Annotated in this window: 12 protein-coding genes and 1 pseudogene; 9 read left to right on the top strand and 4 right to left on the bottom strand. The window is 60.2% G+C overall.

Features of this window, described 5'->3' with window-relative positions:
* Window positions 1-68 precede the first annotated feature (68 nt).
* Window positions 69-365 carry a DUF982 domain-containing protein gene (locus NKI25_RS12210; RefSeq protein ID WP_352647801.1) on the bottom strand — a complete coding sequence of 99 codons (297 nt, stop codon included), beginning with the start codon at window positions 363-365 and terminating at the stop codon, window positions 69-71.
* A gap of 297 nt (window positions 366-662) precedes the next feature.
* On the opposite strand from NKI25_RS12210, the gene map reads away from it, so the two are divergent.
* Together map and radC are read left to right on the top strand one after the other, a co-directional pair.
* Window positions 663-1490, top strand: a complete 828-nt coding sequence (gene map / locus NKI25_RS12205; RefSeq protein ID WP_352998519.1) for a type I methionyl aminopeptidase — start codon at window positions 663-665, stop codon at window positions 1488-1490.
* A gap of 52 nt (window positions 1491-1542) precedes the next feature.
* Window positions 1543-2289, top strand: a complete 747-nt coding sequence (gene radC / locus NKI25_RS12200; protein ID WP_352647799.1) for a RadC family protein — start codon at window positions 1543-1545, stop codon at window positions 2287-2289.
* Window positions 2290-2378: 89 nt separating this feature from the next.
* On the opposite strand, the gene NKI25_RS12195 is transcribed toward radC, so the two are convergent.
* The 3 genes from NKI25_RS12195 to NKI25_RS12185 form a co-directional block, all read right to left on the bottom strand.
* A complete protein-coding gene (locus NKI25_RS12195; protein ID WP_352647839.1) occupies window positions 2379-4958 on the bottom strand; it encodes a bifunctional diguanylate cyclase/phosphodiesterase in 2580 nt (859 codons plus the stop codon).
* Between the two features lie 350 nt (window positions 4959-5308).
* Complete coding sequence (locus NKI25_RS12190; protein ID WP_023678894.1) at window positions 5309-6175, bottom strand: class I SAM-dependent methyltransferase; 867 nt, start codon at window positions 6173-6175, stop codon at window positions 5309-5311.
* A gap of 234 nt (window positions 6176-6409) precedes the next feature.
* Entirely contained in the window at window positions 6410-7504 is a 1095-nt protein-coding gene (locus tag NKI25_RS12185; protein ID WP_352680115.1) for a glycosyltransferase family 4 protein, read from the bottom strand.
* A gap of 494 nt (window positions 7505-7998) precedes the next feature.
* On the opposite strand from NKI25_RS12185, the gene NKI25_RS12180 reads away from it, so the two are divergent.
* The 7 genes and pseudogenes from NKI25_RS12180 to NKI25_RS12150 all read left to right on the top strand — a co-directional run bounded on the left by NKI25_RS12180 (window position 7999) and on the right by NKI25_RS12150 (window position 14027).
* Complete coding sequence (locus NKI25_RS12180; protein ID WP_023678896.1) at window positions 7999-8355, top strand: SPW repeat protein; 357 nt, start codon at window positions 7999-8001, stop codon at window positions 8353-8355.
* Between the two features lie 131 nt (window positions 8356-8486).
* Window positions 8487-8936, top strand: a complete 450-nt coding sequence (locus NKI25_RS12175) for a DUF2231 domain-containing protein (RefSeq protein ID WP_352647795.1) — start codon at window positions 8487-8489, stop codon at window positions 8934-8936.
* Window positions 8936-10282 (top strand): PQQ-dependent sugar dehydrogenase, encoded by a 1347-nt coding sequence (locus NKI25_RS12170; RefSeq protein ID WP_352998518.1) that lies wholly within the window; start codon window positions 8936-8938, stop codon window positions 10280-10282. The genes NKI25_RS12175 and NKI25_RS12170 overlap by 1 nt, the downstream gene beginning before the upstream one ends.
* A 6-nt stretch (window positions 10283-10288) precedes the next feature.
* Window positions 10289-10481 (top strand): annotated as a pseudogene (locus NKI25_RS12165) (efflux RND transporter permease subunit); the annotation flags it as partial.
* Between the two features lie 167 nt (window positions 10482-10648).
* Window positions 10649-11464: a cytochrome c oxidase subunit II gene (coxB, locus tag NKI25_RS12160; RefSeq protein WP_023678900.1), complete on the top strand. Its 816-nt coding sequence runs from the start codon at window positions 10649-10651 to the stop codon at window positions 11462-11464.
* Between the two features lie 92 nt (window positions 11465-11556).
* Window positions 11557-13326, top strand: coding sequence for a cytochrome c oxidase subunit I (gene ctaD, locus NKI25_RS12155; protein WP_352470447.1), 1770 nt, complete (start codon window positions 11557-11559; stop codon window positions 13324-13326).
* Complete coding sequence (locus NKI25_RS12150) at window positions 13323-14027, top strand: cytochrome c oxidase subunit 3 (RefSeq protein ID WP_023678902.1); 705 nt, start codon at window positions 13323-13325, stop codon at window positions 14025-14027. The genes ctaD and NKI25_RS12150 overlap by 4 nt, the downstream gene beginning before the upstream one ends.
* Window position 14028: the final 1 nt, after the last annotated feature.

Below are 14028 nucleotides of genomic sequence, written 5' to 3'. Positions count from 1 at the left end.
ACCCGCCACTCTGATAGGGATGTCGGCAACAAGAGGCGAAGACGACTGAGGACTACGTCGAAGGCTGTCTACGCCCGCAGTCCCCTCGCCTCGCCGCCGCGCTTGCGCGGAACCATCATGTCCCTGGCAAGCAGGCGGCTCACCCGGCAAAAGGCCATGAAGGCCCGCCATGCGTCTTCGGTCTCGACGATGTCCACCGTGGCGCCAAAACAGGCATTGAACGCGGCCTGGTAGGTTGGTCCCTTCCGGCGAACCGGCCACGTTTGCAGGAAATCGAGCGCCTGCTCGACACTGTAGATTTCCTCGACCGGCTGGCCGGGCACAGGCGCGATCCGCACCGGCACCTCGAATTGCAGTCTGTCCATTCGATCTCTCCCGAACCGACCCCCGCAGCAGCGCCGTTCGTCGCAAAAAGTTGCCGTGGCGGCTAACGCTTGGGCCGACTTCTCGCCTAGAAATGTGTCGTCACTGCGGTAGCCAGATGAATCCGGCGGAAGCATGAGCCGCTGCAGGCAAGGAGAATGCTCCCAGGCATGAATATCGCCGGTCTTCGGCCGTCGCCGGCAGTTCGTCCTTGAACCTTGCGCTTTCCAGTGCCAAATCTGGGGGGATTTCTCTCGCGGGGCTCATCCACGCCTCGCATCCCTGCAAGACGGACAAAAATGGTCACCTATCTCGACGCCGCCACGGCACCGCTCAGAAACACCGGCCAGATCCGTCTTTACGACGAGGAAGGTTTTGTCGGCATGCGCAAGGCTTGTGATCTCACCGCGCGCTGCCTCGACGAACTGGTACCGATTGTGGCGCCCGGCGTCACCACCGAAGCGATTGATCGCTTCGTCTTCGAGTTCGGGATGGACCATGGCGCGCTTCCGGCGACGCTCAACTACCGTGGCTACACGAAATCATCCTGCACCTCGATCAACCACGTCGTCTGTCACGGCATACCCGACAGCAAGCCGTTGAAGGATGGCGACATCGTCAATATCGACGTCACCTATATCCTCGACGGCTGGCATGGCGACTCCTCGCGCATGTATCCGGTGGGCACGATCAAGCGTGCCGCGGAGCGGCTGCTCGAAGTCACGTATGAGTGCCTGATGCGCGGCATCGCGGCAATCAAGCCGGGCGCCCGAACCGGCGCCATCGGCGCCGCCATCCAGACCTATGCCGAAGCCGAGCGTTGCTCGGTGGTGCGCGATTTCTGCGGCCACGGGGTTGGCCGGCTGTTTCACGACGCGCCGAATATCCTGCATTACGGCAGCGCCAGCGAAGGCGTCGAGATGCGGCCGGGCATGATCTTCACCGTCGAGCCGATGATCAATCTCGGCCGGCCGCATGTGAAAGTGCTGTCGGACGGCTGGACCGCGGTGACGCGCGACCGTTCGCTGTCGGCGCAGTACGAGCACACGATCGGCGTCAACGAGACCGGCTGCGAGATCTTCACGCTGTCGCCAAAAAACCTCGACCGCCCCGGCCTGCGGGCCTAGTGTCTGGCAGATCGGGCGTTACCTTGCCCGGCAAATGCTGGGTGGGGCAGTCATGAATGGTGACGACGACGAGCGGGCCTTCTTTCCCGAAAGGCCAGTGCGATCGCCCGCGAAGGCGGTGGCCGCCAACAAGCCGCATTATCTCGGCCATCGCGACCGCCTGCGCGAGCGCTTCGCCGCCGGTACCAACACCCTCCCCGACTACGAACTGCTCGAGCTTTTATTGTTTCGGCTGATCCCGCGCGCCGACACCAAGCCTGTCGCCAAGGCATTGCTGGCACGCTTCGGTACATTGGCCGAGGTCCTCGGTGCGCCCGTCGAGCGCCTGCAGGAGGTGAAGGGCATCGGCCCGGCGGTGGCGCTCGACCTCAAGGTGGTTGCGGCAACGGCGCAGCGCATGGCGCGCGGCGAGATCGCCGGCCGCGAGCTGTTGTCGACCTGGACGCAGGTTCTCGAATACTGCCGGTCGGTGATGGCCTTCGAGGAGCGCGAGCAGTTCCGCATCCTGTTCCTCGACAAGAAAAACGCGCTGATCGCCGACGAAGTCCAGCAGGTCGGCACCGTCGACCACACACCGGTCTATCCGCGCGAGGTGGTCAGGCGCGCCTTGGAGCTCTCCGCCACGGCGATCATTCTGGCGCATAACCATCCGTCGGGAGACCCGACGCCGTCGCGCGCCGACATCGAGATGACCAAGCTGATCATAGAGACGGCCAAACCGCTTGGCATTGCCGTTCACGACCACATCATCATCGGCAGGAAAGGCCACTCCAGCATGAAGGGCCTGCTGCTGATCTGAGGTTTGGCGTTGTTTTCTGCTTTGTCCGCTGTGCGCCTATGGACCGCAACGTCAAGGCGGTCGGCTCGATAAAACTCTGGCGCCGAGGCTCAGCTGGCCGTGCGCAGGCGCCGCGATCTGACAAAGGTCTTAAGTCCCTCGGAATCGAATGCGTGGCCGAACGCATAACCCTGCAATATGTCGCAGCCTAGGCCCTTGAGTAGCCGTGCATGCTGCATCGTCTCGACGCCTTCCGCCACGACCTCGATACCCAGCGACTTGCCGATTTCAATGATCGACGAGACAACCTGCCTTCTCTGCGGAGATTTGACGATTGGGGTGACCAGCTGCCGATCTATCTTCAGCCGGCGCGGCTGCAACTTCAGCAAACTGACCATCGAAGCGTAGCCGGTACCAAAATCGTCTATTTCGACGTCAATCCCCAGCTCTTTTATCTGCTCGATATTCCAGGTGACAAGGTCGTCGTTCTCGTCCAGGAAAATCGACTCAACAAGCTCGAACGAAACTGTTCCTTTCTTGATATTTTGTTCTCGCAGGCTCTTGATGAGCTCCTCGTCTTGAAGGCGCCTGGCCGAGACATTGACCGACACCCGCGGAATGTGAAGTTTTGCAGCGGACCACTCTTCGAAATCCGAAAGCGATTGCTTCAATATGGCTTGGTCGATGATCGAGACGACGTTCAGTTCTTCTGCAATTCTCAGGAAGACGTCGGGCGCCAAAATACCCTTTGTTGGATGTTTCCACCTCGCCAGCGCCTCAACCCCAACGATTTCGAGCGTCTTTGCGTCAAATTGGGGCTGGTAGAAGGGGATGAACTCGTTGCGCTCGAGGCCGCCGAGAATTTCGTCGGCAATCCGCTTAGTATCGACGATTTCGCTTTGCATCGCGTCGGTGAAGAATTCGTATCGATTGCGGCCCCGCCCCTTTGCGCGGTAAAGGGCGATATCGGCGTTCACCAGCAGGTGTTTGGCTTCGACATCTTTTGCGTTATCGACAGCGATTCCCACGCTGACACCAAAACGGCATCGATGACCCTGATAGTAGACGGGTTCGCGCATCTGGCTGATGATGCGGTCGGCGAGCAGCGCCAGTTGCTTGGTATCGTCGCGCACCACGCACAGAACGATGAATTCGTCTCCTCCGATACGGGCGACGAATCCCTCGTCGCCGACCTTCGACCTGAGCACGGTTGACGCGTGAACCAACATCGCGTCACCGGCGGCGTGGCCCAGCGTATCGTTGATGTGCTTGAACCGATCCAGATCTATGTGAAGCAGTGCCGCGTGCCCGCCTGAGCGCCTGGCGTTTGCCGCGTAATGTTCCAGTACCTGGTCGAGGTAACGCCGGTTGGGCAAGCCGGTCAGCGAATCATGAAGCGCGATGTGCTCTATGCGCGCTTTGGCCGACTCGAGTTCTGCATTTTTCGACTCGGACAGCTGTTTTGCACGAACCAGATCCTTGTTCAGCAGGACGTCGGCAGTCACGTCCCATTCCGCGCCGATCATTTTTGGGGTGTCGTTTGCGACCCGGTAAAGGATCGCCTTGGACCGGACATGACGGATCTCGCCATCCTGACGCACAATCCGGTACTCCGACAAATATGGTCTTCCGCTGGCCACCGCCCTGTCGAAGTCCGCGTTGGCGCCAGCCAAATCATCTGGGTGGATTGCTCCCGCCCAGTCTGGGTAGCCCCGGTGCTCGCCGGTTGGTTTGCCATATATTTCGTTGACGCGATCATCCCACGTAAGCTCGTTGGTCGCGAGATCGTGTTCCCAAACCCCAATAGCCGAAGCTTCCAGAGCGAGTTCCAAGCGTCGTGACAATCGACGCAATTCCGCATAATTGCGCTGTCTTTCGCCAATCAGGCGGCCTGTGACCAGGAAAGGGAACACAACCAAGGCTCCGGCCGTCGCCATGATCGCGCGCAACAACCATGCGTTGCTTGGCGTCGAAGGCCAGCCATTTTTGGGAATGGCCGCGAGCTGCCACGAGCCGGAAGGAAGCAAAACGTCAGCCGTCACGGGATCGCTTTTGCTGATCTCCTCATTGCCGTAGAATTGACCACCTCGGTGACCGAGGGCGTCCCTGCCGATCAGCGCTACGTCGATCCCGAGATCGTCGTCAAGCAAGCCGCTCGCTCTGTAAAGGCGCTGCACGTCGACAACGGCGGAAATGATACCCCAGAACCTTTCCGTATTGCCAGCGCTCGGCACGAAGACCGGAAAGCGGCCGATGAAGCCTTGTCCTCCCTGTTTCAGGTCGACGGGACCGGCAAGCACCAGCTTGCGTTCGTCTCGCGCCCTTAGCGCAGCCGCACGCTGCCGCTCGTTCTTGCGGTAGTCCAGACCCATCGCCTGCTCGTTACCCTCCATCGGATACATAAGGGAAACGACCAGATCGGGCGCGCCGGCAATATCGTTCAATTGCGAGTCGGCGCCAAACAGATTGCTCGCGAGCGAGGCGAAGCGTTGCTGTCCCATATAGGGCTCGGTCACGACCGCGGCGACCAGTCCACGCACGAGCTGGAGGTTTCCATTGATATTGCCTTCGAGCTTGGCGCGGATGAGATTGACCTTGGTCAGCACGTCCGCACGGACGGCCTGGTCCGAGACGATTTTGTTCTGGTGCTCCGCGAACGCTGCGCTGACAAGGATGACGACAAACGCGATCGCCGCCGGAATATTTGCCGACGAAAAGACGGCCTCCTTGATGCCGTTGAACCTAGCGCGGAAAAAAGCCAATAGGCGATTCCTCAAGTGCCATTTTCAGGTTCTCGGGGTCGACCCGATGAGGAACATTAGCTTTCAATGTTTAATTTGACCTTCATACTCCTGAGAAATTTCATTTTCCGACGGCTGACGCCGGCTGCGATACCGACAGCGATGCTGAAGGCGGGCTGCACGATGCGGACCAACATGAAACGCCAGCTAGATCAGCCTTGCTCGGAAGATCGAGGCGCACGAGCGCCATTGCACATTTCGACGCTCCGACCCGAGTACGTCAGAGCATTGACCTTGGACTAGTGCCCCTCAATCGCCTTGGGAGACACAAGGTATGGTATCTTGCCGACGCTGCGCTTCGTCGCGCCAATGGAATAGGCCATCGGTATCTTGGGAGAGTTCTCGGGTAGGCCGTACATATCCTTGCCGGCCCGCACGGCAAATGAAAAGTGCTGCCACGAAACCGTGTCATGCTCATTGAGAAAATCGAGCGTCAGACCAGCTGAAATCAGCGCATTCACCACGTCACTGATCGGGTGGATCCATTCATAATAGCGAGGATGCTTCAAGATACGATCATCGCCGGTGTAGGTCAGTTCCTCGTTCCAGGCGAGCGGCCGAGCTATCGGCGTTCGCCAGTCGTGCTTCAATTCCAGGGCCGCGGCCTTTCGATCGCACTGAAACATCAATGGATGGCCCTCGGCCATGTAGAGGCGGCCGCCGGGTCGCAGAAGATCGGCAACCACCCGCGCCCAACGGAACACGTCGTCCAGCCAGTTTACCGAACCCCAAGTAACGTAAGCGATATCAAAGGTCCGGCCGAGCGCTTCCACCGCCTCGAACAGTGGCGCTTCCACGAAGCGCACGTCGGTGCCTGCCTTCGCAGCAAAATCCCGCGCCGCCACGATCGCCGTCGGTGAAAAGTCGAGCCCGGTCACGCTGCCTGCGCCGAGATTCTTCAGGCTGATCGTGTCAAGACCGATGTGACACTGCAGGTGGACGATATCCTTGCCGGCGATATCGCCGAGCTCGCGCGTTTCCAGCTCATAGAGATTGGATCCGCCGGCCAGCACGTTCTCGATGTGGTAGCTGCCCGTTGTGTCGGTCGAGTGCAGTTCGGCCCGATCATCCCAATTAAGGCGGTTCGCGCCCAGAAACCGTTCCAAATTCCCCCCACCCCTGACTGACGCATGGTAAACAAGTCGTTAAAGCACCTTTGCAGCGAAAGTAGCGCGCGTCAATCCGGACCGGGCGGCAGTGCGCCGCCGCTCGCGAAAGCATTAGCCCCGGGAAGGCTGGCTGCTGATCGAAGGCTTCTGGCGCGATCGCCGCGCCCGGCGACAAGACCCCGCAGGCGCTCCCGGACTCCGCCGTCCTCTGTATGTGGATTAGTCGGTTCCTCAGCCCGGCACAGCCACCATCGCGATATTTCTGGTGAGCTCGTTTGTGGGGGCAACTGCGTCTGCCGTGCCGCTCGTAAGTGCTCGGTAGAGTGCCACATAATCGCTGCACATGCGCTCGACCGTGAACCGCTTCTCGAACGTCTGCCGCACTCGTGCGCGATCGAGGCTGTCTATGCGCCGGAGCGCGCCCACGGCTTCCTCCACCGTATCCACGATCCATCCGGACACACCGTCATCGATGATCTCCGGGACGGCGCCACGCCGGAACGCAACCACCGGCGTACCGCAGGCCATTGCTTCGATCGTTACGAGCCCGAAGGGTTCCGGCCAGTCGATCGGAAACAAAAGCGCTATCGCATTGCCCAGAAAATCCGCCTTTTGCCGCTCATCGATCTCGCCAATGAACTCCACGTTCGAATGCCGCAGCACTTGCGGCTCGACCCTTTCCTTCCAGAACGACTGGTCCACCTTGTCGATCTTGGCGGCGATCTTCAGGGGAAACCCGGCCCGCGCTGCTATTTCTATGGCCGCTTCCGGCCCCTTTTCCGGCGAGATGCGACCGAGAAACGCAAGATAGCCAGAGGTGTTCGGGTGGAATGGTAAAAGATCGCGGGGCAGGCCGTGATGCACGGTTCCAACCCAATTGACGGGCGGCATGGGCCGGCGCTGGTCGAAGGAGATCGAGACCAGGGGAACGTCGTCGAACATCGCATAAAGCTGCGCCAGATCGGGCAGGTCGAGCCTGCCGTGAAGCGTGGTAACCGTTCGTCTGGCAAAATCCCGAATTATGGGGAAGTGCAGGACATCGACGTGGAAATGTAAAACGTCGAATTCATCGGCTCGCCGACGCACCCGTTCAAGCATCATAACATGGTGCGGACCACCGTCCTGGACCCTGGGGTTCAGGCGCAGCGCGACGTCGCAACACCGCACCAGCTCGGCTGAGGTACGAGAATCGGCGCTGGCGAACAGCGTCACCTCGTGGCCCTGTCGGACAAGTTCTTCGGTCAGATACGAAACAATTCGCTCGGTTCCACCGTAGGTTCGGGGCGGCACGGATTCGGTTAGCGGTGCGATCTGGGCTATTTTCATTTAGAAAATCTTTTCGGCGGCGATCGCCGTCTTTCAAACAAGCTTCGGCGGCAACCAAGACAAGCGAGAGCTTCCCGTTGCGAAGTATTCTATGCAGAGCGTATTTATAGTTGTGCCGTCCGTGCTCCTCCCGTGCAATCAGGTTTCCCTTATTCAACTCCTCTGCATCCAAGAACTGCGATCCATGAGAAATGTTTCACCGGCTCGATAAAAAGACAGAATGAGCTACGCGCCGCCGCCCCGCCGCCCCCTGACAGGCAGCTTTGGATCGCTCGATCACCACCAATTGATCCAGGCGTGCCGGTGCCGAATGGAACATAAAGCCCGGAATTCAGTTAGATAGCTGGATTTGGCTGGAGTACCGCCAGATGCGGAATTCCAGCCGGGCAGGGCACTACCGTGACACGGAGTGAGCGGCTTCGGGCGCATCTCGCCGAACTCAGGCACCACCTTGCCGAACTCAGGAGCCATAAACGCTCCTTATGGAGGATGCCATGAACCAGTGGACAAACGCCAGGCTCTGTGACGTAGCCAACCTGATCCTTGGGGCAATTCTGTTCTTCTCTCCCTGGATCTTCGCATTTGCGGCAGGCCCGCAGACGCAGAACGCCCTCGGCAGCGGAATCTTGATCGTCGTGCTTTCGGTTGCCGCCCTCGCAGCATTTGCCGTGTGGGAAGAGTGGGTGAACCTGGTCGTCGGACTGTGGGTTCTCGCATCGCCCTGGGTGCTTGGATTCCAGGCGACCACGGCGATGACCGTGCATGTCGTGATCGGCATTCTGGTCGCCGTGCTGGCGGCGATCGAGCTCTGGATGATGTATCAGAACCCGCCGACCCAGTCCGCCGCCTAACAGGCGCAGCCAGCCAGCGCCCTTTTTTGGGCCTGACGGATCTATCGGTCGTCTGCCGGTCTCTCGGCAACAGCCACCGGAGGCCGGGCAGGCGGCGTTTGTTTGGACGAGAATAGGAAGGATGGCGCATTATGGTCGGTGACAATCCGCGTTCGACGGCCAGGATTGCGGGACATCCTATTCATCCGATGCTCGTGCCATTTCCGATCGCCTGCTTCGTCGGCACCCTGCTGACGGATCTAGCCTATTGGCGAACAGCGGAGGTGATGTGGGCTGACTTCTCCGCTTGGCTGGTTACCGTCGGCGTGATCATGGGCTGCCTAGCAGCGATCGCGGGGCTGATCGATTTCCTGGCCAATCCGCTGATAAGGGCACAGCCCCCCGCCTGGCCGCACGTGCTCGGCAATCTTCTGGCGCTGGCGTTATCCATCATCAACATGCTCGTGCACACCCGCGATGCATGGACCTCCATCGTTCCTACCGGCTTGATCCTCTCGGCGGTTGTCGTGCTCATCCTCATCTTCACTGGTTGGCTGGGCTGGTCCATGGTGTACCGGCATCACGTCGGAGTGGCGGATTGATGCGCATAGCAAGCTCCATCGGTCAGACCAGGCGCATCGCGGTGTCCGTCCTCGTTTGCACTGCGGCGATCACTCTTGCAGCGTGCAGCGGCAACGACCCGGATCCCAGCAGTCAGATAGGGCCGAATCCAAACCTGCCGGAGCCGATCCAATATTTCTTCCCGCCCATGCATCTCGCTTCCGTGGTCGGATGGAAGAACGACGAAAAGCCGACCGTCGCGCAGGGGCTGCAGATCCAGGCTTATGCCCACGGCTTGCAGCATCCGCGGTCGCTTTACGTGCTGCCCAATGGCGACGTCCTGGTGGTCGAGTCCAAGGCGCCGGGTGGCGAACCGATCAAACGGCCCAAAGATTTGGTGATGGGCTGGATCGAATCCTGGGTCACCTCGGGCGGCGACAGCGGCCCAAGCAACCGCATTACGCTGCTGCGCGACACCAATGGCGATGGCAAGCCGGAGCTGACCAGCGTATTCCTCGACCACCTGAGCTCCCCCTTTGGCGTGGCGCTGGTGGGAAGCGATCTCTACGTCGCCAATACCGACTCCATCGTCCGCTATCCCTACAGCACCAGTGACACAAAGATCACCGCGCCCGGGACGCCGCTAACCGCCCTGCCCGGCGGCCCGATCGACCACCATTGGACGAAGAGCCTGGCGGCAAGCCCCGACGGCTCGCTGCTCTATGTCGGCATCGGCTCGAACAGCAACGTCGCCGAAAACGGCATCGAGGCGGAGAAGAACCGCGCCGCCATCTGGCAGGTAGACAGGGCCACCGGCCGGTCGCGCATTTTCGCCAGCGGTTTGCGCAATCCAAACGGCCTGAGCTGGGAGCCGCAGACCGGGGCGCTCTGGGCAGTGATCAATGAGCGCGACGAGCTCGGCCCCAATCTCGTGCCGGATTATCTGACCTCGGTAAAGGATGGCGGCTTCTACGGATGGCCATACAGCTATTACGGCCAGCATCTCGATCCCCGCGTCATGCCCCAACGTCCGGACCTGGTCGCAAAAGCGATCGTTCCGGATTATGCACTGAGTTCCCACGTCGCCCCTCTGGGACTGGCCTTCTATACGGCAACCAGCCTTCCCGAGGCATATCGCGGCGGCGCCTTCGTTGGCGAGCATGGCAGCTGGAACCGCACGCGCTTTAATGGCTACAAGGTAGTGTTCGTACCATTCAGCGGCGGCCGTCCGAGCGGCGTCGCTACCGACGTGGTGACTGACTTCCTGGACAAGGACAACAAGGCGCGCGGCCGGCCTGTCGGCCTGGCTGTCGACAAAACCGGGGCCCTGCTCATCGCCGACGACGTCGGCAACACAGTTTGGCGGGTGACATCTGCCGGCCAATAAAGTGGCTCCACTCCCTTCGTCGAGCGTCGAGCAGGTGAACGGACACTGGTCGAAGCAATCGTGCTGACGTTCTTCGTCATGCTGCTGTTCCTGCAGAACCTGCGCGCGACGATCCCCGACGATCGCCGTTCCGGTGGTTCTGCCGGGCACATTCGGCGTGCCCGCCCTTGCCGGTTACTCGACGCTGACGATGTTTGCCACGCGCTGCCGCTGATCACCGCCGAACCGAAGGACCGCCAGCGCCGAAATGGTATTTTTGCCCTTCCCACAGCCGGCTCTAGAATTTTCATCGCAAATCAAGTTATGATGCACTTGGTATTTCCCGGGACGGCTTGCGCCGCTTGGAATACCGGGAGGAACCGGGACATGGCCGTTGCGCTTGTACTCGTTCTGATAGTCGTGGGCTCGGTGTTGTTCCACTTCCTGAGCCCATGGTGGTGGACGCCGATTGCCTCGAACTGGGACTATATCGACAACACCATCATCATAACTTTCTGGATCACCGGTGTCGTCTTCGCCGCCGTGGTTCTTTTCATGGCCTATTGCGTCTTCCGCTTCCGTCATCGGGAAGGCAATCAGGCGGCATATGAACCTGAGAACAGGCGGCTCGAATCCTGGCTGACGGTCGTCACCGCGGTTGGCGTCACCGCTTTGCTCGTTCCGGGCCTGTTCGTCTGGAGCCGGTTCGTTAACGTTCCAAGCGACGCAACCGAGGTCGAAGTCGTCGGCCAGCAGTGGCAATGGAGTTTCCGCCTCCCCGGCAAGGACGGCAAGCTCGGCACATCCGACACTCGCGACGTCAACGCTGAAAATCCACTCGGCGTCATCGCCACCGATGCCAACGGTCAGGACGATGTCGTAGTGGAAGCGGCCGACCTGCACCTCCCGGTAGGCAAACCGGTCAAGATGCTGCTCCGCTCGGTCGATGTGCTGCACGATTTCTACGTGCCGGAATTCCGCGCCAAGATGGACATGATCCCGGGCTCGGTCACCTATTTCTGGTTCACTCCGACCAAGACCGGAACCTTCCAGGTCCTGTGTGCCGAACTCTGCGGCCAGGGACATCCGATGATGCATGGCGTGGTCATGGTCGATACTCAGGAAGACTATCTGGCGTGGCTTGGCCAGCAGCAGACTTTTGCGCAGCTGTCCGCCCCCCAGCAGATGGGCTCGGCAGAATAGGAAGCCGGAACGACGGCGCGCCGTCGGGATTGAAATTAATGCGGCAAGCCCGAACTGTCGGGCTGGCCGAAAAAGGGCACGGAGGTGTTCCTATGGTCGATATCACACCTGCAGATGCGGTACCGCCGGCCGAAGTCGCGGAAATGGAACTCTACCATCCGCACAGCTGGTGGACGAAATACGTTTTCTCGCAGGACGCCAAGGTCATCGCCATCCAGTATTCGGCGACGGCGACAGCGATCGGCATGGTCGCGCTGGTGCTATCCTGGCTGATGCGGCTGCAACTCGGCTTCCCCGGCACATTCGACTTCATCACCCCGGAAGCCTACTACCAGTTCATCACCATGCACGGCATGATCATGGTGATCTACCTGCTCACGGCACTCTTCCTGGGCGGCTTCGGCAACTATCTGATCCCGTTGATGGTTGGTGCTCGCGACATGGTCTTTCCCTATGTCAACATGCTGAGCTACTGGATCTATCTGCTCGCCGTGCTGGTCCTGGTGTCGAGCTTCTTTGCGCCCGGCGGACCGACGGGTGCCGGCTGGACGCTCTATCCGCCGCAGGCGATCATGACCGGTACGCCAGGCGGCCAGGACTGGGGCATCATCCTGATGCTTGTCTCGCTGATCCTGTTCATCGTCGGCTTTACCATGGGCGGCTTGAACTATGTCGTGACGGTGCTGCAGGGGCGCACGCGCGGCATGACGCTGATGCGCCTTCCGCTTACTGTCTGGGGTATTTTCACCGCCACCGTCATGGCGCTGCTCGCCTTCCCGGCGCTGTTCGTTGCTTGCGTGATGATGCTGCTCGACCGGGCGCTCGGCACCAGCTTCTTCATGCCGGCGATCGTCGAGATGGGCGAACAGTTGCAGCACGGCGGCGGCAGCCCGATCCTGTTCCAGCATCTGTTCTGGTTCTTCGGCCATCCGGAGGTCTACATCGTGGCGCTTCCGGCCTTCGGCATCGTATCCGACCTGATCAGCACCCATGCGCGCAAGAACATCTTCGGCTACCGCATGATGGTCTGGGCCATCGTCGGCATCGGCGCGCTGAGCTTCGTGGTCTGGGCGCACCACATGTATGTCAGTGGCATGCATCCCTATTTCGGCTTTTTCTTCGCCACAACGACATTGATCATCGCCGTCCCAACAGCCATCAAGGTCTACAATTGGGTGCTGACGCTGTGGCGCGGTGACATCCACCTCACCATCCCGATGCTTTTTGCCTTGGCCTTCATCGTCACCTTCGTCAATGGCGGGTTGACTGGGCTATTTCTTGGCAATGTCGTCGTCGACGTTCCGCTGTCGGACACGATGTTCGTCGTCGCCCATTTCCATATGGTCATGGGGGTTGCCCCGATCATCGTAATCTTCGGCGCGATCTATCACTGGTATCCGAAGGTCACCGGCCGGATGCTGAACGAGACACTGGGCCGGTTCCATTTCTGGGTCACCTTCCTCGGCGCCTATCTGATCTTCTTTCCCATGCACTATCTCGGCTTGATGGGCGTGCCGCGGCGGTACAACGAATTGACCGACATGACGATCATGACGGAATCGGCCCATCACCTGAACTCGTTTATCAGCATCATGGCTTTTATAGTCGGTTTTGCTCAGATTGTGTTTCTGTTCAATCTCATCTGGAGCATCCGCCATGGCCGTGAGGCTGGCGGCAATCCGTGGCGGGCAACGACGCTCGAGTGGCAGACGCCCGAAACACCGCCCGCCCACGGCAATTTCGGCAAGGATCTGCCGATCGTCTATCGCTGGGCCTATGACTACAGCGTACCGGGAGCCAAGGAGGACTTCATACCGCAAAACGTTCCGGGCTCCTTCGCGCCCTCCAGGGAGCCGGCATGAGCGTAATCCTGGTCTTCCTGCTCGTGATCGCCGGTATTGCCGGGTGGTGGCTTTCCCATCAGCGGCTAATGACGAAACCGTGGCTCGAGCAAGGTATGATCGGGGATTTTGTCGCTCTGGACCGATCGGCGCTGCCGACCGCAAAGATCGGTCTCGGCGTCTTCCTTGCCGTCGTCGGCTGCCTGTTCGCGCTGTTCACCAGTGCTTACTTCATGCGCATGGCGCTGTCGGATTGGCGGCCGCTGCCCATCCCGCCCCTGCTCTGGCTTAACACCGGCGTACTGGTCTTGAGCAGCATTGCGATACAGTGCGCTTCGCTCGCGGCGCGCAAGGGTCAAGTGGACATGGTCAGGCTTGGCCTCGCCACCGCTGGACTCACGGCGCTCGTCTTCCTGATTGGACAGCTTGTGGCATGGCGGGAACTGAGTGCGGACGGCTATTTTCTGGCATCCAATCCGGCCAACAGCTTCTTCTACCTGCTAACGGGAATGCATGGCCTGCATATACTGGGAGGACTGGTCGGGCTGGGCAGAACGAGCGTCGGCGCCTGGAACGGAGCGCAGCCGCAGCGGCTTCGCCTCAGTGTCGAGCTGTGCGCCATGTACTGGCATTTCCTGCTTTTCGTCTGGCTCGCCATCTTTGCGCTTCTGGCCGGCTGGGCTTCGACTTTAATCGACATTTGCCGAGGGTTGCTGACCTAGG

Source organism: Mesorhizobium sp. M0808, assembly GCF_040320025.1.
GTDB lineage: Bacteria > Pseudomonadota > Alphaproteobacteria > Rhizobiales > Rhizobiaceae > Mesorhizobium.
This window is presented reverse-complemented; position numbering and strand designations above follow the sequence as displayed.

Bases quoted from the DNA above. Each gene is read 5' to 3' on its own strand.
- radC (WP_352647799.1), top strand. From the start codon at position 1,543: ATGAATGGTGACGACGACGAGCGGGCCTTCTTTCCCGAAAGGCCAGTG.
- ctaD (WP_352470447.1), top strand. From the start codon at position 11,557: ATGGTCGATATCACACCTGCAGATGCGGTACCGCCGGCCGAAGTCGCG.
- NKI25_RS12170 (WP_352998518.1), top strand. From the start codon at position 8,936: ATGCGCATAGCAAGCTCCATCGGTCAGACCAGGCGCATCGCGGTGTCC.
- map (WP_352998519.1), top strand. From the start codon at position 663: ATGGTCACCTATCTCGACGCCGCCACGGCACCGCTCAGAAACACCGGC.
- NKI25_RS12175 (WP_352647795.1), top strand. From the start codon at position 8,487: ATGGTCGGTGACAATCCGCGTTCGACGGCCAGGATTGCGGGACATCCT.
- NKI25_RS12185 (WP_352680115.1), bottom strand. From the start codon at position 7,504: ATGAAAATAGCCCAGATCGCACCGCTAACCGAATCCGTGCCGCCCCGA.
- NKI25_RS12180 (WP_023678896.1), top strand. From the start codon at position 7,999: ATGAACCAGTGGACAAACGCCAGGCTCTGTGACGTAGCCAACCTGATC.
- NKI25_RS12210 (WP_352647801.1), bottom strand. From the start codon at position 365: ATGGACAGACTGCAATTCGAGGTGCCGGTGCGGATCGCGCCTGTGCCC.
- NKI25_RS12150 (WP_023678902.1), top strand. From the start codon at position 13,323: ATGAGCGTAATCCTGGTCTTCCTGCTCGTGATCGCCGGTATTGCCGGG.
- coxB (WP_023678900.1), top strand. From the start codon at position 10,649: ATGGCCGTTGCGCTTGTACTCGTTCTGATAGTCGTGGGCTCGGTGTTG.